This is a genomic window from Sinomonas sp. (genome assembly GCF_051955515.1).
Classification (GTDB): Bacteria; Actinomycetota; Actinomycetes; order Actinomycetales; family Micrococcaceae; genus Sinomonas.
Genome location: NZ_JBQCGQ010000119.1, coordinates 1 through 19,584, shown reverse-complemented (window position 1 = coordinate 19,584; position 19,584 = coordinate 1). Strand labels below are relative to the sequence as shown.

Genomic DNA, 19,584 nt, shown 5'->3' with positions numbered 1-19,584 from the left:
GTGTGAGTCAGGTCACCGAATGGAGCTGAGCACATGACTACCGAGAGCGTCACCCAGACCCCCGCCGCAACGGGAGCGCTGCTGGCCTCGGTCGGCGCGAAGGTCCGCGCACGGCGCAAGGACCTCGGGATGACGCTGGCCCAGCTCTCGGACGCCACCGGCCTCAGCCAGGCGATCGTGAGCCAGATCGAGCGAGGGCTGGCCAACCCTTCGTTCACCACCCTGGCCCAGCTCGCCCACGGTCTGGACATTCCGGTAGGCCGCTTCTTCTCGGGCCAGCCGGACAGCGCCTCCCCCGTGGTGAGGCGCCACGAACGGCGGAACCTCCGTGGGGTCACCCGGGAGTCCGTGGGCGAAGCCGTCCACGAGCTCCTCACGCCGAGCACCAACGGCGCCCTCGAGGTCCAATGGATCGTGACGCCGCCCGGACACGACACCAGCGCCACGCCCTTCCACCACAGCGGCGAGGAATTCTGCCTCATCATCTCCGGCAAGAAGGACGTGTATCTCGATGGAGTCTGCTACAGCCTCAGCGAAGGCGACTCCATTACGTATTCCTCCGAAATCCCCCACTGGTACGCGAACAGCTACGAAGAGGTCTGCGTAGCGATCTGGGTCAGCGCCCCCCACGCGTGGTAATCCACGCCCAGGGCTGACCTGCCTCCCCCCAAAAAACCCTCTTTCGCGTCGTCTCCCAACGGTGCGTCATACCCTCGCGCGCCCTTCCGGCGCAGCAAAGGACCTCTCATGATCGAGAACGTGGTCAAAGTCGACCCTTCTACCTCTCGGCGCTTCTCGCCCGAAGTCCGTCGAGGCCTCCTCGGCCTCGGCCTCGGAAATGCCCTCGAATGGTACGACTGGATGGTCTTCGGCCTCCTCTCCGCCTTCATCGGGCCCAATTTCTTCCCTGACCGGGACCCGCTCTCGGCAACGCTCAACACGCTCGCCGTCTTCGCCGTCGGCTTCGCATTCCGCCCGCTGGGCGGAGTGCTGCTCGGCCTCTTCGCCGACCGCATCGGCCGCCGGCGCGTCATGCTCACCTCGATCCTCCTGATGGCGAGCACCACGCTGCTCATCGCCGTGACGCCGAGCTATTCGGTGATCGGCGTGTGGTCAGGCGTGATCCTGGTGGCCTCTCGCATCATCCAGGGCATCTCCACCGGCATCGAGGCGCCGCTCTCCACCTCCCACGCCGTGGAACTCGCCCCCGAAGGGCGCGAGGGCATGGTGGCCGGCATGATGAGCCTTTACGTGAACACCGGCATCCTCATGGCCTCGCTCGTGAGCTTCCTGTGCAGCCTCACGCTCGGCGCCGCCGCGATGGGCTCGTGGGGATGGCGGGTGCCGTTCATCATCGGCGCGGTGTTCGGCCTCGTCGTCCTCTACCTGCGGCGCACCCTGCCCGAGACGCTGCGGCCCGAGGAAGTGGCCGAAGCCTCCGGCGGCACCGTCTGGTCGGGCATCCGCAAGCACTGGCTCGGCGTCCTCGCGATCATCTTCGTGGTCGGCGCAGCCCAGGCCTACAACTACGCGTGGAACACCGGCCTGCCCACGGCTGCCCGGAGCAACTTCAAGGAAGACCCCACGATCGTGTTCGCGCTCACCACGGCCCTCGCCGTCGTCCTCGTGGCCGGCAGCTGGGTGGTGGGAAAGCTCACGGACGGCAAGGCGATGTCCCGGTGGTTCATCGTGACCCGGCTGCTCGCGATCCCCTCGGTGTTCCTCATGCTGCTCTACGTGCGGCCCGGGATCGGCGGCTTCGCGGCGGTGCTGCTCGGCGGCTCAGTCGTCCTGGTCCTCAACATGACCATCTACAACGTGGTGAGCACCTCCCTCATGCCGAAGAACATCCGCGGTACCGGAGTCGCCCTCGGATACGGCATCGGCGTCGCAATCTTCGGCGGGACCGCCTCCTACCTCCTCGTGTGGTTCCAGTCCCTCCACGCCGACTGGATCTTCCCCACCTACGTGGCCGTCCTCTCGGCCCTCAGCGTCATCTTCTACGTCCTGGCCCGCCGCTCGTCCGGCATCTTCGTCGGCAAGTAAGGAATCTCCTCATGCAATCCCTCGATCTCCGCGTGCGCTCGGAAGAGCTCGCCGCGCCTATCGTCAACCGCTCCCAGGTCCTCGTGGTCGGCGGCGGCCCCGCCGGCGTCGCCGCGGCTGTCAGCGCGGCACGGTCCGGCGCGAGCGTCACGCTCCTCGAGCGCTACTCCTACCTCGGCGGCCTCGCCTCGGGCGGCATGGTGCTCGTGCTCGATGACATGGTCAATGGCTCCGAGATCACGGTGACCGGCATCGTCTCGGAGTACGTCGAGCGGCTCCAGGCCGCTGGCCTGGCCGTCGTCCCGCCAAAGGAGGACCGCCGCACGTCGCAGGAGCTCTGGAACAAGTGGGGCCGCTACGGCACCTTCGACTTCCACTCGCACTCCACGCCGAAGCCCATCTGCTACGCCGCGGCCTTCGACCCGCACGGGTGGAAGCGCGTCTCGAATGACCTGGTCCGCGAGGCCGGCGTCACGCTGCGGCTGCACTCGTGGTTCTCGCGGCCGATTGTGGACCAGGGCCCGGATGGCCAAGGCGTCATGAAGGGCGTGGTCGTCGAGACGAAGGCCGGTCCGCAGGCGTATCTGGCCGACGTGGTCATCGACACCACGGGCGACATCGACGTGGCCTCCCGCGCCGGCGCCAAGTACGCCCACGATTCCTACATCACCACGCTCGTCTTCCGCCTCGGCGGCGTGGACACGGCCGAGGCCGAGCGCTTCGAGCAGGAGAACCCGAAGGAGGCGCGCGCCATCAACCGCCGTATCAAGCGGCTGCTCGGCGGTGCCTGGGAGCTGTGGTGGCTCAAGACCCCGCTCGAGGGGGTCGTGTGGTGCAACGCGCCGCACATGTCCGGGTACGACGGCGTTGACCCCGGCGATCTCACGGCCGCCGAGTTCGCGGCGCGGGACCGCATCACCGAGGCCGTCGCGTACGTCAAGGAGAACCTGCCCGGCTTCGCGAACGCCTACCTCCTCGACGCGGCGCCCCAGCTGGGCGTCCGGCAGACACGGCTTCTCGAGGGCGAGTACGTCATGACAAAGGACGACGTCGTCACTCGCCGCCACTTCGCCGACACCGTGGCGCGGGGCCGGGACTACTACTACCCCTATCGTTCGCTCCTGCCGCGCGAGGTCGACCAGCTCCTGGTTGCCGGCCGCCACTACTCCGCGACGCCGGAAGCGCAGAAGATGAGTCGCGAGATCCCGCCGTGCATGGCCATGGGCCAGGCCGTCGGCGTCGCCGCTGGGCTCGCCGTCTCGAACGGAACGCTCGTCCGCGACGTGGATCCCCGCGAGATCCAAGCGGGGATGCGCCATCAGGGCGCGGATCCGGGCGACGTGCCGTCCGCGAACGCAACGATCGACGCCCTCGTGGGGGTGGGGGCATGAGCCTGATCACGGTCGAGAACCCTGCTGTTTCCCCGGCCTCCGACGCGTCGGCGGCTCTCCCCCTGGCCGGCATCAAGATCGTCGACTTTACCCAGGTCTTCATGGGCCCGAGCTGCACGCAGCTGCTCGGCGACTTCGGCGCCGACGTCATCAAGATCGAGCGCCCCGGCAGCGGCGACATCTCCCGCAACTCGTTCCCCGACCCGGATGGCCAGGACAACCCGATCTTCCTTTCCATCAACCGGAACAAGCGGAGCATCAGCGTGGACACGCGGACCGACGAGGGGCGCGCGGTGCTCGCTCGCCTGATCGAGGATGCCGACGTCGTCGTGAGCAATTTCCGCGCGGGCGTCATGGAGCGCATGGGATTCGGGTACGACGACGTCCGCCGCTCCAACCCGGGCATCATCTGGGCCTCGGGCACGGGCTTCGGGTCGGAGGGCCCGTATTCGCACAAGGGCGGGCAGGACGCGATCGCGCAGGCCTACTCGGGCGTCATGTGGCGCCGCGACCGGGAGGACCTGCCGCCGTCGATCTACCCGACCACGCTGTGCGACTACATCACCGGCATGCATCTGCTCCAGGGCATCCTGCTGGCGCTGCGGACCAGAGAGTCATCTGGCACCGGTCAGAAGGTCGAGGTCACCATGTATGACTCGATGCTGCACCTGCAGATGCAGGAGGCCTGCATGCAGCTCAACCGCGGCTACGAGGTCAACTGGGGCGCCATGCCGCTCAGCGGCGTGTTCGAGACGACCGACGGCGCCGTCTGCATGGTCGGGGGCTTCACCGCCGACCCGCTCCTCCACATCTCGCGGGCCCTCGGCCTGGACGAGGACCTCACCCAGCGCCCCGAGTTCGCGAACCTCGAGAAGCAGTTCGAGAACAAGCCGGCCCTCCAGGCGATCTTCCGGGAGCGCTTCGCCACGAACAGCACCGCGCACTGGACTGACAGGCTCGAGCGCGAAGGACTGCTCAACGCGCCCGTTCACACGCTCGAGCAGACGCTCGCCGACGAGCAGACGCGCGTCAACGGCATGATCGTCGAGGCCGAGCACCCGAGCGTTGGGACGGTCCGCATGCTCAACGCGCCGATCCGGCTCTCGGAGACCCCCGCATCCATCCGGCGCGTCGCGCCCCGGCTCGGCGAGCACAACGCCGAGGTCCTGCGGGAGAACGGCTTCGACGAGGAGACGATCGCGCGTCTGCAGGATCTGGGGGTGCTGCGATGAGCGGCGTGAGCTTCGACGTGCGCGATGCGGTCGCGTGGGTCGTCATCGACCGCCCTCACGTCCTCAACGCGGTGGACGGGCCGACGACGGCGCTACTCAACGAGGTCTGGGAGCAGATCGAAGCGGACGCGAGCCTCCGGGCCGTCGTCGTCACCGGCGCCGGCGAGCGCGCGTTCTGCGTGGGTGCCGACATGTCGGCCGCCGGCGTGGACAAGACCGGTCTCGAGTACTGGGCCGACCTCGACCCGAACGGCTTCGGGGGGCTGAGCCTCCGGCAGACGCTCGACATCCCGGTCATTGCGCGCGTCAACGGCTACGCGCTGGGCGGCGGCATGGAGATGGTCCTCGGAGTGGACATCGTAGTCGCCGCCGAGCATGCGAAGTTCGGCCTCACCGAGCCGCGCGTCGGGCGGTTGGCGCTCGACGGCGGCATCCACCAGCTCGTGCGGCGGGTTCCTTACACGCAGGCGATGTCCATGCTGCTCACGGGCCGGAAGGCCTCGGCCGAGGAGATGGCGGCCATGGGACTGGTGAACGAGGTGGTCCCTGCGGCGGAACTCGACGACGCGGTCGAGCGCTGGCTCGAGCAGATCCGGGCCTGCGCGCCGACGTCCGTCCGAGCCGTGAAGCAGATGGTCACCCGCACGGCGCACCTGACGCCCACCGAGGCGCGAGCCATGCGCCTGCCAGCGCTCATGTCGGCCCTGGACAGCAAGGATTCGGCCGAGGGAGTGCTCGCGTTCCAGGAGAAGCGCCAGCCGATATGGCCGGGAAAGTAGGAGAACCGATGACAGTCACCCTTGAATCCGGTGTCTGGGGAATCGTCCCGACGCCGTTCGCCGGCAGCGCCCTCGACGTCGACGCCGACAGCCTCGCCGGCCTCGTGGAGCACTACGAGGCCGTCGGCGCCGTCGGGCTCACGGTCCTGGGCGTCTTCGGCGAGGCCGCCGCGCTCGGCATCGCGGAAAAGGCCCTCGTCCTCGAGACCGCGGCCGACGCGAGCTCCCTGCCGATCGTTGCCGGCATCGGCGCACTCGCCACCAGGCCCGCCATCGACGAGGTCAGCGCCGCGCAGGAAGCCCTCGGCGCGCGGCTCAAGGCCGTGATGGTCCAGGCCAACTCCGCCGACCCCCAGGCCCTCGCCGACCACCTGACCGCGATCCACCGCACCACAGGGGCCGCCGTCGTCGTCCAGGACTACCCGGCCGCGAGCGGCGTCGCCGTCCCCGCGAAAGTGCTGGCCGCCGTCGTGCGCCGTTGCCCGTTCGTGGCCGCGGTCAAGGCCGAGGCGCCCCCCACCGCCCTGGGCATCGCCAAGCTCACTGCCGAGGTCAGCGTGCCCGTGTTCGGCGGGCTCGGCGGCCAGGGGCTGCTGGACGAGCTCGCGGCCGGGGCGGCCGGGGCGATGACCGGGTTCTCGTGCCCCGAGGCCCTCGTTGCAACGGTCCGGGCGTTCGCCGAGGGCGGCATCGCCGTGGCCCGCGAGGCGTTCGCGCCGTTCCTGCCGCTGGTGAACTTCGAGCAGCAGCCACGGATCGCCCTCGCGCTGCGCAAGGCGCTCTTCCGCGAGCGCGGCCTCATCGCCGACGCTGCGGTGCGCCCTCCGTCGGCTCCCCTGCCCGAGGAGCTGCTGCCGATCCTGCGCGAGCAGCTCGCGGCCGCCCTCGCTCCCCTGCAGGCGGGGGTGCGCTGATGGACCTCGGTCTCACCGGAAAGGTCGCCTTTGTCGCCGCCTCGACCGGCGGCCTCGGGCTCGCCGTGGCACAGGCGCTCGCCGCCGAAGGAGCGAAAGTCGCGATCACCGGACGACGGCGGGAGCGCGCCGAGCACGTGGCCGCCTCGCTTCCCGGGGCCGTCGCCGTGGCGGCGGATCTGGGCACCCCCGAGGGCGTCGCCGCGGCGGTCGAACAGGTTGAAAAACTCCTCGGCCCCATCGACATCGCGGTCCTCAACGGCCCCGGCCCCAAGCCCGGCGCCGCCGCGGCGCTCGGCGCCGACGAGCTCGCCAGCGCGTTCGACCTCCTCGTTCGTCCCCACCACGCGCTCGTCTCCCGGGTGCTCCCCGGCATGCGCGAGCGGCGCTGGGGCCGCATCCTGGCCGTGGGCTCGAGCGGGGTCACGGCTCCGCTGCCGAACCTCGCCATCTCCAACACCGGCCGCGCCGCCCTCGCCGGCTACCTCAAGACGCTCGCCGCCGAGGTTGCCCTCGACGCCGTCACCGTGAACCTCCTCCTCCCCGGCCGGATCGCCACGGACCGCGTCGCCGAGCTCGACGCAGCCGCGGCCAAGCGACGCGGAATCTCCCTCGACGACGTCCAGCTCGAATCCCGCAAGACCATCCCCGCCCGCCGCTACGGCCAGCCCGAGGAGTTCGGCGCAGCCGCCGCGTTCCTGTGCAGCGCGGTCGCCTCGTACGTCACCGGCGTCGCCCTGCGCTGCGACGGCGGGCTCATCCGCAGCCTCTGACCCTAAGGATCAACATGACTTCCCTTGCCACCGAATCCACCCTGACTCACGAAGGCGTCCGCTCGCCCGGCGTCGCGCGTCACCTGATTGATGGCGTCTGGGTGGGCGTGCCGACGGTTGAACGCCGCAATCCGGCGCGTCCGGACGAGCTGGCTGTGGTCTCCCCCGCCGGAACCGCCGACGACGTCGACGCCGCCCTCGCCGCGGCCGTCCGCGCCCAGCCGGAGTGGGCCGCGCTGCCGGCCCCCGCCCGCGGAGCCGTCCTGATCCGCGCGGCGGCCCTCCTCGAGGAGCGCGCCGAGCAGATCGCCGAGGATCTGGTCCGGGAGGAGGGCAAGACCTTGGCCGAGGCCTCGGGTGAGGTCAAGCGCGCCACCGATGTGCTCCGCTTCTTCGGCTCTCTCGGTTGGGCGGCGTCGGGTGAAGTCCTGCCGAGCTCGCTACCGGGCACGACCGTCACCACCCGACGCGAGGCCCTCGGAGTCTTCGCGCTCATCACGCCGTGGAACTTCCCGCTCGCGATCCCCGCGTGGAAGGCGGCGCCCGCGCTCGTGTCGGGGAATGCCGTCGTCCTCAAGCCCGCGGAGCTCACGCCGCTCTCGGCGACCCATCTGGCCCGGGCCCTGGACGACGCCGGCCTGCCCGCCGGCGTGTTCAACCTCGTGCATGGCAAGGGCCGCGTGGTCGGCGAGGCGCTCGCGCGGGACGAGCGGGTGGCGGGCCTCTCGTTCACTGGCTCCACCGCCGTCGGCCTCCACCTGAAGGGCATCTTGGACGCTCGGCGCGCCCGCGTGCAGCTTGAGATGGGCGGGAAGAACGCGGTCCTCGTCCTCGACGACGCCGCGCCCCAGGCGGCCGCGGCCGTGGTCGCCGCCGGGGCCTTCGGCCTCACGGGCCAAGCGTGCACCGCCACCTCCCGGGTCTACGTCACCCCGGGCGTCCGCGACGCGTTCGTCGACGCGCTCGTCCAGCAGGCCGCCGCCTACCTTCCCGAGGACGGGCTCGACGGCGCGCGCATGGGCGCGGTGGTGAGCGAGGCCCAGCTCGCGCAGGACGCCGCTGCGGTGCGGGGCGCCGTCGACCGCGGCGCCCGCCTGCTCATCGGGGCGGACGACGCCGACCCCGCCGGCGGCCTCTTCTTCCCGCCCACGGTGCTCACCGAGCTCCCCGAGAACGATCCGGCGGTGACGGACGAGATCTTCGGGCCGGTCGTCGTCGTGCTCGAGGTCCCGGACTACGAGGCGGGCCTCGCCGCCGTGAATTCGTCGAAATACGGGCTCACCGCGGGAATCTGCACCGACTCTCTTGCGCTCGCCACGGACTTCGCGGCCCGCGCGCAGGCAGGCGTCGTGAAGATCAACCGGCCCACCTCGGGTCTGGATCTCAATGTTCCCTTCGGCGGAATCAAGGATTCGTCCACGAATACCTTCCGCGAACAGGGCCGCACCGCACTGGAGTTCTACACCTGGGGCAAGACGGTGTATCTGGGTATCTAAGCGTGTAAATCCGCGCCCGAATTGGGCACACTGGGCCTATGGGTGTTGATCTCGACGAATTGAAGCGGCTGCGCCGTGCCCGCGACCGGATGGATCGCGAGTACGCGCAGCCGCTCGACGTTGCCTCCCTCGCCCGCACCGCGCTCATGTCCACGGCGCATTTCAGCAGGCGCTTCAAGGATGTCTATTCGGAGACGCCCTACGCGTATCTCATGACGCGGCGGATCGAACGGGCGAAAGCCCTGCTGCGCTACGGAGAGCTGAGCGTGACGGAGATCTGCTTCGCGGTCGGCTGTACGAGTCTGGGATCCTTCTCGTCGCGCTTCACGGAGCTCGTGGGCGAGTCGCCGTCGTCGTATCGGGCCCGGGACCACGCGGACTGGCGCGTTCTGCCGAGCTGCCATGCGATGGTCGTCACCCGGCCCCGAAAAACGGGGGCGGCAACCCCGGAAGCGGCGCGTGCGGAATCGAGCAGTTTCCAAGAAGCGCTCACTTCGACGCCCGCCTAGCATCATTTTCATGACCGTCTCAATCAGCACCGTCCACGTCCTCGTCGATGATCCGGATGCAGCCGTTTCCTTCTATCGGGACACCCTCGGCCTCACCGTCCAGAACGAGGTGGCCCGCGATGGCTTCCGCTGGATCGTCCTCAGCACGCCCAACCAGCCCGAGATTCAGATCGTCCTCTCCCAGCCGCAGGCCGGGCGCTCGAAGGAGGACGGCGAAGCCATTGCGGCCCTGCTCGCGAAGGGCGAGCTCGGCGGCATCAACTTCAGCACCGAAGACCTCGACGCGACGTTCGAGAAGGCCGCGGCGGCCCCCGGTGTCGAGGTCCTGCAGGAGCCGGTGAGCCAGCCGTGGGGCGTCCGCGACGCCGCCCTCCGCGACCCCGCCGGCAACACGGTCCGCATCCAGCAGGCCTAGGCCTCTTCTTTCGCTCGACTGCCGAGGGTCTCGGCAGTCGAGCTGTTTAAGCCGCGAGGCGTGCGCGCAGTCCCTCGATGAGCACGTCGAGCCCGAACTCGAAGGCCTCCTCCGCGCGCTGCGCCGGAGCCGGCGCGTGGCTCAGGGCCCGCGACAGCGTGGGATAACCCTCCCCCGGCGGCGCCCACACGACGTCGGGCGCCGCCAGATCGAGCGCAGCGCCGATCGCGAACGAGTCGATCGTCGAAATCGCGGCGAGGACGTCGGCGCCGCGGAATCCTGCCCGCTCGAGCGTGAGCGCGATGTCTTCGTAGAGCCCGATCACCAGATCGTCCTGGACGGTCTGCTGCACGAGCAGCGGGGCGAGGCGCGGGTGCCGCGCGAAGCCATCGCGATAGGCCCGCACGAGCGCGCGGAGGGCGTCGTCCCAGGAGAGGCCGTCGACGGCGGTCCGCGGCGTCGTCTCGATGATCCGCCGGCGCATCCGCTCGACGATCTCGTCCCGCCCCTTCACGTGGTGATAGATCGAGGACTGCGTCACCCCGATCCGCTTTGCGACGCGCGGCAGGCTGAAGTCCCCGCTTTCGTCCACGAGCTCGAGCGCCGCATCGGTGACGGCCTCGACCGTGATGAGCGGTTCAGACGGGCGTGCCAACCTCTCTCCAATCTCCTCTTGTGCTCTCGGTCACGGTACCTCATACTAAACCGAAAGGCTTTCGTTTTAGCCTCAGAGATCTCGCCCACCCCCGTTTTGAGCGACCCCACCAACGAACCCCCATGACCCAGACCGACACGAGCCAGGGAACTTCTCCGGCTCCCGACGCCCCGCGCGGCGACGGACTCAAGCGGAACGCAATCGGCACCTTCGGCATCGCGTTCCTCGTCATCTCCGCCGCCGCGCCCCTCACCGTGATGGCCGGCGTCGCGCCCGTTGCAATCGACCGCGGGGGCATCGGCGCCCCTGTCGGCTACCTCGCAGCGGGCATCGTCCTGGCCCTCTTCGCGATCGGCTTCATGGCCATGACCCGCCATGCCAAGGCCGCGGGCGGCTTCTACACCTACATCACCATCGCCCTCGGGAAGACCGTGGGCCTGGCCGCGGCGATCGTCGCGGTCGTCTCCTACAACTGCCTCCAGATCGGCGTCTATGGGCTGTTCGCCGTGCAGACGCAGGCGATGCTCTCCTTCGTGTTCGGGCTCGACGTCCCGTGGCCCGTGGTCGCATTCGTGGCGATCGCCGCCGTGTGGTTCCTCGGCTACCGCGGGATCGACGTCGGAGCGAAGGTGCTCGCCGTCCTGCTCACCGCCGAAACCGCGATCCTCGCCGTGATGGGCGTCGGCATCCTGGTGCATGGCGGCGCGAAAGGCATCACCGTGGGCTCGTTCGCCCCTCAGGCCATGTTCAGCCCCGGCGTCCTCGCGATCCTGGGCATCTGCTTCGCCGCCTTCATGGGCTTCGAGTCCACCGTGCTCTACCGGCGCGAGGCCAAGGATCCCGACCGGGCAGTCCCCCGCGCCACGTTCATCGCGGTCGGCTTCATGGCCGTGTTCTACGCCTTCATCGTCTGGACGGTGGTCCAGGCCTACGGCGACGCAGGTGCCGTCGCGGCCGCCGACAGCCAGCAGCAGGGCATGTTCTTCGCGACCATCGCGCAGTACGTGGGGCCGTGGGCCGAAACCGCGATGTACATCCTCATCGTCACGAGCGTCTACGCGTCGCAGCTCGCGTTCCACAACGCGATCAACCGCTACGTCTACATGCTTGCGCAGGACGGCGTGCTGCCCGCCTTCCTCGGCCACACGCACCGCAAGCACAAGTCGCCGTATCGGGCCGGCCAAGTGCAGACGCTGCTGGCCGCCGTCGTCATCGGCCTCTGCGCGGTCCTCGGCGCGGATCCCTACCAGCAGCTGCTCATCTGGGTTAATACGCCCGGGATCTTCGGAATCGTCGGACTCCAGGGGCTCGTCGGGATCGCCGCGCTCGTCTACTTCCGCCGCCACCCCGAGGCGGTCCGCAACCGGCTCACCGTCCCGCTCACCGCCGCGAGCGCGGTGCTGCTGTTCGCCGCCGTCGTGCTGATCGGCTTCAACATCGAGCTGCTGACCTTCGCGGACGCGGTGACCAACGCGATCCTCATGTCGATCGCGCCGGCGGTGTTCGTCGTCGGCCTCCTCCTCGCGCGCTGGCTGCGCCGCGTCCGCCCGTCCGCCTATGCACGCATTGGAAGCACTGAAGCCGAGAGCACTGAGATTCATGACCACGCCTGACCGCATCATCCTCGCCGACACCGTCCACACCCTGGACCCCGCCCGCACTCCTCCAGCCCAGGCCATCGCCATCAGCGGCGGCAGGATCGCCGCCCTCGGAACGCGCGACGACGCCGCCTCCTGGGGCGGCCCCGGCACCGACATCCTCGACCTCGGTCGCGCAACGATTGTGCCCGGCCTCGTCGACGGCCATTCCCACCCGGTCTTCGGGCTGGACATCACCGCTGGCGTCGACCTGAGCGGGCTTCAGGACCTCGGCGAAGTCCGACGGCGGCTGGCCGCCGAGGCGGCGCGGCTCGGCCCGGGCGAGTGGGTCCGGGCGTGGGGCCTCGACCCGAACGCGTTCGACGGCGCACCCGTCACCTCCGCGGCGATCGACGACGTGCTCGGCGGGCGCCCGGCCTTCGTCCGGCTGTTCGACGGGCATTCGGCGCTCGCGAGCTCGCGGGCCCTTGAGCTCGCCGGTATCGACGGGCCGCGGCAGTTCGAGGGCGCAGCGTCCATCGTGTGCGACGGCGACGGCCGCCCGAACGGGCTGCTCCTGGAGTTCCACGCGGTGGACCTTGTAGCCCGGTGCCTTCCCGAGGAATCGTTCGAGCAGCGACGGGACCGCCTGGCCGAGGTGCTCGAGGGCTTCGGCGCCGCCGGTCTGACCGGGGCGCACGTCATGGACCACTCGGACGAGTCGGCGGCGCTGTACCGCGCGCTCGAGGAGCGGGGCGAGCTCCCCGTCCGCCTGCGGTGCGCTCCATGGTGCCAGCCCGGCACCGGGCCCGAGGACTGGGCCGAGCTCGCGGCGTCGGTTGGTGCCGGCGGCCGACGCTGGGAGGTCGCGGGGATCAAGCTCTTCATCGACGGCACCGTCGACAACGGCACGGCGTGGCTCTACGAGCCGGACACCCGCGGCGAGTCCCGGCACCCGTTCTGGCCGGACCCCGTCGAGTACGCCAGCGCCGTCGCGTACTTCGCCGAGCGCGGCATCCCGACGGCGACCCATGCGATCGGCGACGCCGGGGTCGGCTACGTGCTGGACGCGCTTCTCGCGCTCGAGCCCGCGGTCCGGTCCCGGGCCGTCCACCGGATCGAGCACCTTGAGACCGTGCCGGACGAGCTCGTTGCACGCTTCGCCGACTCCGGCCTCGTCGCGTCGATGCAGCCCACGCATTGCACGCACTATTCGCGCGCCGATCAGAGCGACAACTGGAGCGTCCGCCTCGGCCCCGTTCGGGCCGGCCGGGCGTGGCGCTGCCGTGACCTGCTCGAGCAGGGCCGGACGCTGGTGCTCGGCTCGGACTGGCCGATCGCTCCCTACCCGCCCCTGCCCATCATCGCGGACGCCCAGCTCCGCCGTCGTGCGGGGGTTTCCGAGGAGCCGATCATTCCCTCCCAAGCGCTCACCGCGCGGCAAGCGATTGAGGGGTACACGTCCCACGCGGCGCACGCCGCCGGAGCGTGGGCCGACTCGGGGTCCATCACGGTGGGCAAGAGGGCCGACCTCACGTTCCTCGAGCTCGACCCGCTCACCACCGACCCGGATCAGCTCGCCGAATCGGCGCCCCTGGGGACGGCGATCGACGGCGAGGTGCGCCTCAGCGTGCGCGTATAGGGCAATGTGACTCCTTCTGTCACAGAATTGACCTATCGGGGGTTGATGTTGGGGCAGGAGGGGCACGTGGAGAAGCTGCTGGACGTCCTATTGCTGGGGAGGGTACGCTTCCACGATCTCAGCATGCGTGGCCGCGTGGTGCTGAGCCAGCTTCCGCTCAACCTGACGATGCTGCTCGTGTGCCTCATCGCCGTCATCGCGGATCCCGAGATCTTCGGAAACCCGGGATTCCTCATCGCACAGGGGTGGGCGCTCGCGCTGCTCGTCGTCGCCGCGGCAGTCCCGTGGGATCGCCTGCCGTACGGGTGGTTCCTGGTCATGCCGGTTCTCGACTTCTATCCGGTGGGGCTCCTGCGCTATTCGACCGAATCGACCCTCCCGGGCCTCGGGCTGCTGGCCGTCTTCCCCATCATGTGGCTCGCGGGCTCGGGGTATCGACCGCGGATCATGGTCTCGTTCGGGGGGATCGCGGCTCTGCTCATGGTCTGGGTTCCGCTGTTCCTGGGGGGCAGGGCTACCCCGCATGAGCTCGCCGCCAATCTCGTGGTGCCGTTCATGCTGCTCGCGATCGGCGTCGGCACCTCGGTGATGACCCTCAGTGGAATGGCGCAGCAACAGCGGGTCCAGGAGCTCCCCGAGCGCGCCGAGACGCGCGAGAGGCTCCTGGACACCGTGCTCGACACGGTCGACGTCGGAGTGCTCGTGCTCGACGACCACGGAGAGAACACCTACCTGAACGCCAAGGAGCGGCAGCTGTATATGGCAGCCCTGCCAGCGGGCTCCTCGACGACCAACGAGGCCGAGCTTCTCATCTATTGGGAGGGCAGGGACGAGCTTGTGCCGCCCGAGCAGCGGCCGCTCGAGCGGGTCCTCAACGGGGAGACCATCGAGCACGAGGTCTACCAGTTGGGTCGCGGCCCCGAGGCGAGGACTGTCTCGATCTCGGGGCGACAGTTCGTGGACGCGGCCGGGAACAAGGCTGGCACGGTGCTGGCCTCGACGGACGTGACCGAGGTCGTGGCCGCCGTGCGGGCGCGGGACAAGTTCCTGGCGGCTATGTCCCACGAGTTCCGCACACCGCTGACCAACATCCTCGGCTACGCCGAGCTGCTCCACGATGATCCGTCCCTCAGCCCCGCTGCCAAATCCGATCTGCAGATCATGGCGCGCAACGCTCGGCACCTGAACCACATGGTGGACGACATCCTCCTGAGTTCGGTCACCGGCTCGGATGCACCCCTCCTGCGCAGGCCGCTCGACCTGTCCGAGCTGGCGCAGGAAGCCGTGGCCTCAGCGCGGGCCGAAGCGACGAGCCGCGGCATCGAGGTCGAGGTCACCGTCGACGGCCCCCTCCCCGTCATGGGCGACCGGACGGGACTCGTTCGAATCCTCGACAACCTCCTCTCCAACGCCCTCAAGTACTCCGACTCCGGAACCCACGTGACGCTCGCGACCTGCAAGGACGATGACTGGGCCGTCTGCTCGGTCAACGACGAGGGCCTCGGCATCGCTCCCGAGGATCTCAAACGAGTCTTCACGCGCTTCCAGCGCAGCGACGCCGCCGTCCGCTCGGGCATTCCCGGCACGGGCCTGGGCCTCGCCCTCGCCAAGGAAGTCGCGGAACTGCACGACGGGCGGCTCGACGTTACCAGCGTCGTCGGCGTTGGGAGCGTCTTCACGCTGCGCCTCCCCCTCCGCAAGACCCACGCCGACCTACCGCGCGCCTAGAAATCTGTTACGGCCTCACCCCCTCTTGCCCGTAACAGCTGCCAGTAGCATGGGCTGCTGAGACGAATCATGGGAGGGGCCCCAGATGGACTTCTTCGCCATCCGGGCGCTGCGCGAGAACCACCCGGGCTGGTCCCTGCTGCGTGCGGATACTGCCCCGCTCGCCCTGAGCTTCTTCATGGCCGCCTTCACCGTCCCCAACCGGCGCAACCTCGGTCGGCAGGAGCTCATTGACACGCTGGACGACGTTCTGTTTCGGGTACACGAAAGTCTCGGCGAGTCGTCGTTCCCCAAGCCAGCCGCGGAATACCTCGACGATTGGGCGCATCCCGAGAAGGCCTGGCTGAGGAAGTACTACGCGGACGGCCGTGACGAGCCGGTCTACGATCTCACGGCAGCGACCGAAGACGTGGTTCGCTGGATCGAGGCGCTCGAGGGCCGGGAATTCGTGGCGACGCAATCCCGGCTGACCGGAATCTTCGCGCTGCTCAAACGTCTCGTGCAGGGATCCGAGACTGACCCCGAGGTGAGGCTCACCGAGCTGAGGGCGGAGCGGGACCGGATCGACGCCGAGATCGAGCGGGTGGCCAACGGTGACATCCGGGTGATGTCGTCCTCGGAGGCTCTCGACCACTTCCAGCAGCTCACCGGCCAGGCCAAGGACCTCCTGGCGGACTTCCGCGAGGTCGAACAGAATTTCCGAGCGCTCGACAGGGAGGTCCGCGAGCGCATCGCTACCTGGGAAGGCACGCAGGGCGAGCTCCTCGACGAGATCTTCACCAATCGGCAAGACATTGCCAGCTCGCTCCAGGGCCGAACGTTCCAAGGGCTCTGGGACTACCTCATGTCTCCGTCCCAGCGAGCCGAGCTGCTCCGACTCCTCGAACGAGCACTGCAGATCGAGGCGCTTCAGGGCACAGCGGGTCTCCAGTCCCTCGCCACCATGCACCAAGACTGGCTTCCGGCCGTTGAGCAGACCCAGACGACGGTCCGCCGGCTGTCACAGCAGATGCGTCGTCTGCTGGACGACAAGGTATTCCTTGAGAACAAGAGGATCATCACGCTGATCCGGAGTATCGAGGGGCATGCGCTCGCCCTCCGCGGCGCTTCCCCCAAGGAAACTGTCGCCGAGATGCCAGCGCATGCGGTCGACGTGGGGCTCCCGTTCGAGAGGCCCCTCTACTCGCCGACGGGCCACATCATCGTGGATGACGCGGTCGACATTGCCGACGATGCGACGCTCGACGCTGACGCGCTTTTCGGCCAGTTCGCCGTCGACCGTGAGCGGCTGCGCGCTTGCATCGACGCATTCCTCGAGACGGCGGACCAGGCAACCCTCGCCGATATCGTGGAGGCGCATCCGATCGAGCAGGGGCTTGCCGAGATAGTGGGCTACTTCCAGCTCGCCGCGGAATCGCCCTGGGCCGTGGTCGACGGCGAGCAGCAACAGCACCTGACATGGACTCTGCCCGACGGGCAGATCAAGGAGGCACTGGTGGAGCGTCTCGTCTTCGTGAGGCCCGCATGAGCCAGCCGGCCAGCGACCATCCCGACGAGCTGCCCGTCGTCGTCACCCGCCTCTTCAAAGGCGTCCTGTGCCGAGAAGCCGACGAGAAGCTGTGGCAGACCCTCGGCGAACTGAGCTCGCACGTTCAGGACTACGTGTCCGTGCTGGGCCTCGAGCTGTTCCTCGACGACACCGAGGGCTACGCGTTCCTCCGCTCCAGAGACGATAGCGACCTGCCGAGGCTCGTGCAGCGCCGCCAACTCACGTTCAATGTGAGCCTCCTCTTGGCCCTCTTGCGAGCTCGTCTCGCGGAATTCGACCAACGCAACGACGAGACACGGCTGGTCATGACTGAGGCTCAGCTACGGGAGATGCTCGCGGTCTTCCTTCCTGAGACGAGCAACGAAGCACGTATGCTCGACCAGCTGAACACGACAATCAAGAAGGTTGTCGAGCTGGGGTTCCTGCGTCGCCTGCGAGGCCAGGAGAACAGCTACGAGGTGGCGCGGATTATCAAGGCCTTCGTGGACGCCCAGTGGCTCGAGGAATTCGACGCGCGCCTCGCGGATTATCGGGCGCAGCTGGTGGAAGGGGCAGAGGCGTGAGCGTGGAGGAACAGGAGCACCTCTTCTCCCTCGAGGATCTCGCCGAGGATGCGGCCGACGACGGCGGCGCCCGCCCGGGCTTCCGGCTCCACCGACTCGAGCTGCTCAACTGGGGGACGTTCGACGGCGGCGTGCGCACCTTCCGGCTCGACGGCGAGACGAGCCTCCTGACGGGAGACATCGGCTCGGGCAAGTCAACGGTGGTGGACGCCGTCACGACCCTCCTGCTTCCTGCGCACCGCATCGAATACAACAAGGCAGCGGGAGCGCAGAAGAGGGAACGCACGCTCATGTCATACGTGCGCGGGCATCACAAGAGCGAACGAACGGCCGCCGGAGACAGCTCGAAACCTGTGGCGCTCCGGGGTCCGGGCAGCTATTCGGTGGTCCTCGGGGTGTTCCACAACGCGGCGCTGAACAAGACCGTCACCCTCGCGCTCACGCTCTGGGCGACTCAGGAAGCCGGACAGCCGAATCGGTTCTATTCTCTGACTCAGCGCGAACAGGGCATCGCCTCGGACTTCTCGGACTTCGGCGGGGACCCGAACAAGCTCAAGAAGAAGCTGCGTGCGGAGGACGTCGACGTCTTTGACACGTTCGAGAAGTACGAGTTTGCGTTCAAGCGCCATTTCGGCATCACGAGCGGCCAGGCCATGGAATTGTTCCACCGGACCGTCTCGATGAAGCAAGTCGAGAACATCACGCAGTTCGTCAGGTCGAATATGCTCGACGACGATGACGTGGAGTCCCGCATCGCGAATCTCCTGCACCATTTCGATGACCTCAAGAAGGCCCATGATGCGGTTCTCCGCGCCAAGGACCAGATTGCCCTTCTCGAACCCATTCGGGACAACGCCGCCCGCCACGCAGAACTCGCCGGGCAGGAGGCCCGGGGCCGCCTGCAGCGTGACCAGCTCAAGCCGTGGTTCACCACGCGCAGGCTCGAGCTGAGCCGTGAACACCAGCAGGAGCTTGACCGTACCCGGGCGAGACTCGCTCGAGAGCGCGATGAGCGCGCAGCCGAGGAACACGCCGTCGAACGAGAACTCGCGCAGATTCGCGAGGACCTCCTCACCCAAGGCGGCGGCAGGCTCGCGGCGATCGACGCCGAGGCGACGGACCTACGGGCCGTGGTGGAGCAACAGAAGGTCAAGCGGGCGAGGTTCGCAGCGGCGGCCGAGTCGCTGGGCCTCGCCGACCCCGAGGACCGCGTCACGTTCGATCGGACCGTGGGACTGCTTGACGCCGTCGAAACCAGCCTCGGCGAACAGGCCGTGGCGCTTCAAGACGAACGCTCACAGCTCGCCGGTGAGCGCAAGGACGCCGCCGCCCATCGCACCGAGCTCTCCGAGGACATCAAGAGCCTGCTCTCGCGGCAGAACCTCCTCCCCCGCAGTCAGCTCGAACTGCGGACGCGCCTCTGCGCCGAGACTGGAATCCGGGAGGCCGCGCTCCCCTACGCTGGCGAACTCCTCAAGGTTCGGGACGGCGAGTCGCTCTGGGAAGGCGCGGCTGAGCGCACGCTGCGCGGCTTCGCGCTCTCCCTCCTGGTTCCAAGTGAGCGCTACGCGGCGGTCAGCTCCTGGGTGGACGCGAACAACCTGCGGACGAGGCTCGTGTACCTCAAGATCCCCGATGCCGTTCCCGCCGCGCCCTCTGCCGAGCCGGGCACCCTCGCGTCGAAAATCACGGTGAAGCCGGGAACGGAGTTTCGCGAGTTCCTTCTCGCGGAACTCTCCCGGCGCTTCGATCATCGATGCTGCGAGACCCTTGAGGACTTCCGTCGCTCGCCTCGTGCGGTGACGCCCAACGGACAGCTCAAGTTCGGCGGTGGCCGTCATGAGAAGGATGACCGCCATGATCTCCGTGATCGGCGCCACTACGTCCTGGGGTGGGACAACCACGAGAAGGTCGCCCAGTTACGCTCAGAACTTGACGCTGCCGAGGCACACCTCGCGGCTCTCGAGGGTCGGCTTGCACGCGCGGACCAGGGCTTGGGGGAGCTCGGCAGGAAGCAGCAGCAGCTCGGGAGCCTCCGCGGCGTAACGTTCGAGGAGATCGACTGGCGCACGACGGTCCGGCGCATCGACGCGCTGAATCAGGAAAAGGCGGACATCGAAGGGGCGAGCGACACCCTTCGTGAGCTGGCCGCGCGGGAGGCGAACGCCGAAGTGCGCCTCGAGCGCGCCCGGGAGCGTGTGGCCGCCGTGCAGAAGCGTCAAGGGGCGAACGAGGCCGAGGCGAAATCCATCGCCGAGGCGATCGAAGAGTGCCACGGGACTCTCTCGGATTCGCCGCTCACGGCCGACGGCGTA

General features: G+C 68.7%; 17 protein-coding genes. 16 read left to right on the top strand and 1 reads right to left on the bottom strand.

Going from position 1 to position 19,584, the window contains the following annotated elements; genetic code table 11:
• The first annotated feature begins 33 nt into the window (after nucleotides 1–33).
• From ACTHL9_RS06615 to ACTHL9_RS06570, 10 genes are all read left to right on the top strand, one after another.
• Nucleotides 34–639, top strand: a complete 606-nt coding sequence (locus tag ACTHL9_RS06615; protein WP_440518054.1) for a helix-turn-helix domain-containing protein — start codon at nucleotides 34–36, stop codon at nucleotides 637–639.
• Between the two features lie 108 nt (nucleotides 640–747).
• Complete coding sequence (locus ACTHL9_RS06610) at nucleotides 748–2,046, top strand: MFS transporter (protein ID WP_440518053.1); 1,299 nt, start codon at nucleotides 748–750, stop codon at nucleotides 2,044–2,046.
• Between the two features lie 11 nt (nucleotides 2,047–2,057).
• Entirely contained in the window at nucleotides 2,058–3,437 is a 1,380-nt protein-coding gene (locus tag ACTHL9_RS06605) for an FAD-dependent oxidoreductase (protein WP_440518052.1), read from the top strand.
• A complete protein-coding gene (locus ACTHL9_RS06600; RefSeq protein ID WP_440518051.1) occupies nucleotides 3,434–4,669 on the top strand; it encodes a CaiB/BaiF CoA transferase family protein in 1,236 nt (411 codons plus the stop codon). The genes ACTHL9_RS06605 and ACTHL9_RS06600 overlap by 4 nt, the downstream gene beginning before the upstream one ends.
• Nucleotides 4,666–5,448, top strand: coding sequence for an enoyl-CoA hydratase-related protein (locus ACTHL9_RS06595; protein ID WP_440518050.1), 783 nt, complete (start codon nucleotides 4,666–4,668; stop codon nucleotides 5,446–5,448). Before ACTHL9_RS06600 ends, ACTHL9_RS06595 begins: the two co-directional genes overlap by 4 nt.
• 8 nt (nucleotides 5,449–5,456) lie before the next feature.
• Nucleotides 5,457–6,362, top strand: a complete 906-nt coding sequence (locus ACTHL9_RS06590) for a dihydrodipicolinate synthase family protein (RefSeq protein WP_440518049.1) — start codon at nucleotides 5,457–5,459, stop codon at nucleotides 6,360–6,362.
• Nucleotides 6,362–7,135 carry an SDR family oxidoreductase gene (locus ACTHL9_RS06585; RefSeq protein ID WP_440518048.1) on the top strand — a complete coding sequence of 258 codons (774 nt, stop codon included), beginning with the start codon at nucleotides 6,362–6,364 and terminating at the stop codon, nucleotides 7,133–7,135. The genes ACTHL9_RS06590 and ACTHL9_RS06585 overlap by 1 nt, the downstream gene beginning before the upstream one ends.
• A 14-nt stretch (nucleotides 7,136–7,149) precedes the next feature.
• Nucleotides 7,150–8,631 carry an aldehyde dehydrogenase family protein gene (locus ACTHL9_RS06580; RefSeq protein ID WP_440518047.1) on the top strand — a complete coding sequence of 494 codons (1,482 nt, stop codon included), beginning with the start codon at nucleotides 7,150–7,152 and terminating at the stop codon, nucleotides 8,629–8,631.
• Nucleotides 8,632–8,669: 38 nt separating this feature from the next.
• Complete coding sequence (locus ACTHL9_RS06575) at nucleotides 8,670–9,140, top strand: helix-turn-helix transcriptional regulator (protein ID WP_440518046.1); 471 nt, start codon at nucleotides 8,670–8,672, stop codon at nucleotides 9,138–9,140.
• A gap of 10 nt (nucleotides 9,141–9,150) precedes the next feature.
• Nucleotides 9,151–9,555, top strand: coding sequence for a VOC family protein (locus tag ACTHL9_RS06570; RefSeq protein WP_440518045.1), 405 nt, complete (start codon nucleotides 9,151–9,153; stop codon nucleotides 9,553–9,555).
• Between the two features lie 46 nt (nucleotides 9,556–9,601).
• Here ACTHL9_RS06570 and ACTHL9_RS06565 read toward each other — a convergent pair whose 3' ends face one another.
• Nucleotides 9,602–10,210 carry a TetR/AcrR family transcriptional regulator C-terminal domain-containing protein gene (locus ACTHL9_RS06565; protein WP_440518044.1) on the bottom strand — a complete coding sequence of 203 codons (609 nt, stop codon included), beginning with the start codon at nucleotides 10,208–10,210 and terminating at the stop codon, nucleotides 9,602–9,604.
• Between the two features lie 122 nt (nucleotides 10,211–10,332).
• On the opposite strand from ACTHL9_RS06565, the gene ACTHL9_RS06560 reads away from it, so the two are divergent.
• The 6 genes from ACTHL9_RS06560 to ACTHL9_RS06535 all read left to right on the top strand — a co-directional run.
• Nucleotides 10,333–11,823 (top strand): APC family permease, encoded by a 1,491-nt coding sequence (locus tag ACTHL9_RS06560; RefSeq protein ID WP_440518043.1) that lies wholly within the window; start codon nucleotides 10,333–10,335, stop codon nucleotides 11,821–11,823.
• Nucleotides 11,810–13,429: an amidohydrolase gene (locus tag ACTHL9_RS06555; protein ID WP_440518042.1), complete on the top strand. Its 1,620-nt coding sequence runs from the start codon at nucleotides 11,810–11,812 to the stop codon at nucleotides 13,427–13,429. Before ACTHL9_RS06560 ends, ACTHL9_RS06555 begins: the two co-directional genes overlap by 14 nt.
• A 66-nt stretch (nucleotides 13,430–13,495) precedes the next feature.
• Nucleotides 13,496–15,157 carry a sensor histidine kinase gene (locus tag ACTHL9_RS06550; RefSeq protein WP_440518041.1) on the top strand — a complete coding sequence of 554 codons (1,662 nt, stop codon included), beginning with the start codon at nucleotides 13,496–13,498 and terminating at the stop codon, nucleotides 15,155–15,157.
• Nucleotides 15,158–15,242: 85 nt separating this feature from the next.
• A complete protein-coding gene (locus ACTHL9_RS06545; RefSeq protein WP_440518040.1) occupies nucleotides 15,243–16,685 on the top strand; it encodes a DUF3375 domain-containing protein in 1,443 nt (480 codons plus the stop codon).
• Complete coding sequence (locus tag ACTHL9_RS06540; protein WP_440518039.1) at nucleotides 16,682–17,269, top strand: DUF4194 domain-containing protein; 588 nt, start codon at nucleotides 16,682–16,684, stop codon at nucleotides 17,267–17,269. Before ACTHL9_RS06545 ends, ACTHL9_RS06540 begins: the two co-directional genes overlap by 4 nt.
• Nucleotides 17,266–19,584: ATP-binding protein (locus ACTHL9_RS06535; protein WP_440518038.1), on the top strand; the 2,319-nt coding region annotated here is incomplete at its 3' end. The genes ACTHL9_RS06540 and ACTHL9_RS06535, both read left to right, overlap by 4 nt.

What these genes read in the sequence shown, in the direction of transcription:
- ACTHL9_RS06615 (WP_440518054.1), top strand. Translation starts at nt 34, where the DNA reads ATGACTACCGAGAGCGTCACCCAGACCCCCGCCGCAACGGGAGCGCTG.
- ACTHL9_RS06610 (WP_440518053.1), top strand. Translation starts at nt 748, where the DNA reads ATGATCGAGAACGTGGTCAAAGTCGACCCTTCTACCTCTCGGCGCTTC.
- ACTHL9_RS06605 (WP_440518052.1), top strand. Translation starts at nt 2,058, where the DNA reads ATGCAATCCCTCGATCTCCGCGTGCGCTCGGAAGAGCTCGCCGCGCCT.
- ACTHL9_RS06600 (WP_440518051.1), top strand. Translation starts at nt 3,434, where the DNA reads ATGAGCCTGATCACGGTCGAGAACCCTGCTGTTTCCCCGGCCTCCGAC.
- ACTHL9_RS06595 (WP_440518050.1), top strand. Translation starts at nt 4,666, where the DNA reads ATGAGCGGCGTGAGCTTCGACGTGCGCGATGCGGTCGCGTGGGTCGTC.
- ACTHL9_RS06590 (WP_440518049.1), top strand. Translation starts at nt 5,457, where the DNA reads ATGACAGTCACCCTTGAATCCGGTGTCTGGGGAATCGTCCCGACGCCG.
- ACTHL9_RS06585 (WP_440518048.1), top strand. Translation starts at nt 6,362, where the DNA reads ATGGACCTCGGTCTCACCGGAAAGGTCGCCTTTGTCGCCGCCTCGACC.
- ACTHL9_RS06580 (WP_440518047.1), top strand. Translation starts at nt 7,150, where the DNA reads ATGACTTCCCTTGCCACCGAATCCACCCTGACTCACGAAGGCGTCCGC.
- ACTHL9_RS06575 (WP_440518046.1), top strand. Translation starts at nt 8,670, where the DNA reads ATGGGTGTTGATCTCGACGAATTGAAGCGGCTGCGCCGTGCCCGCGAC.
- ACTHL9_RS06570 (WP_440518045.1), top strand. Translation starts at nt 9,151, where the DNA reads ATGACCGTCTCAATCAGCACCGTCCACGTCCTCGTCGATGATCCGGAT.
- ACTHL9_RS06560 (WP_440518043.1), top strand. Translation starts at nt 10,333, where the DNA reads ATGACCCAGACCGACACGAGCCAGGGAACTTCTCCGGCTCCCGACGCC.
- ACTHL9_RS06555 (WP_440518042.1), top strand. Translation starts at nt 11,810, where the DNA reads ATGACCACGCCTGACCGCATCATCCTCGCCGACACCGTCCACACCCTG.
- ACTHL9_RS06545 (WP_440518040.1), top strand. Translation starts at nt 15,243, where the DNA reads ATGGACTTCTTCGCCATCCGGGCGCTGCGCGAGAACCACCCGGGCTGG.
- ACTHL9_RS06540 (WP_440518039.1), top strand. Translation starts at nt 16,682, where the DNA reads ATGAGCCAGCCGGCCAGCGACCATCCCGACGAGCTGCCCGTCGTCGTC.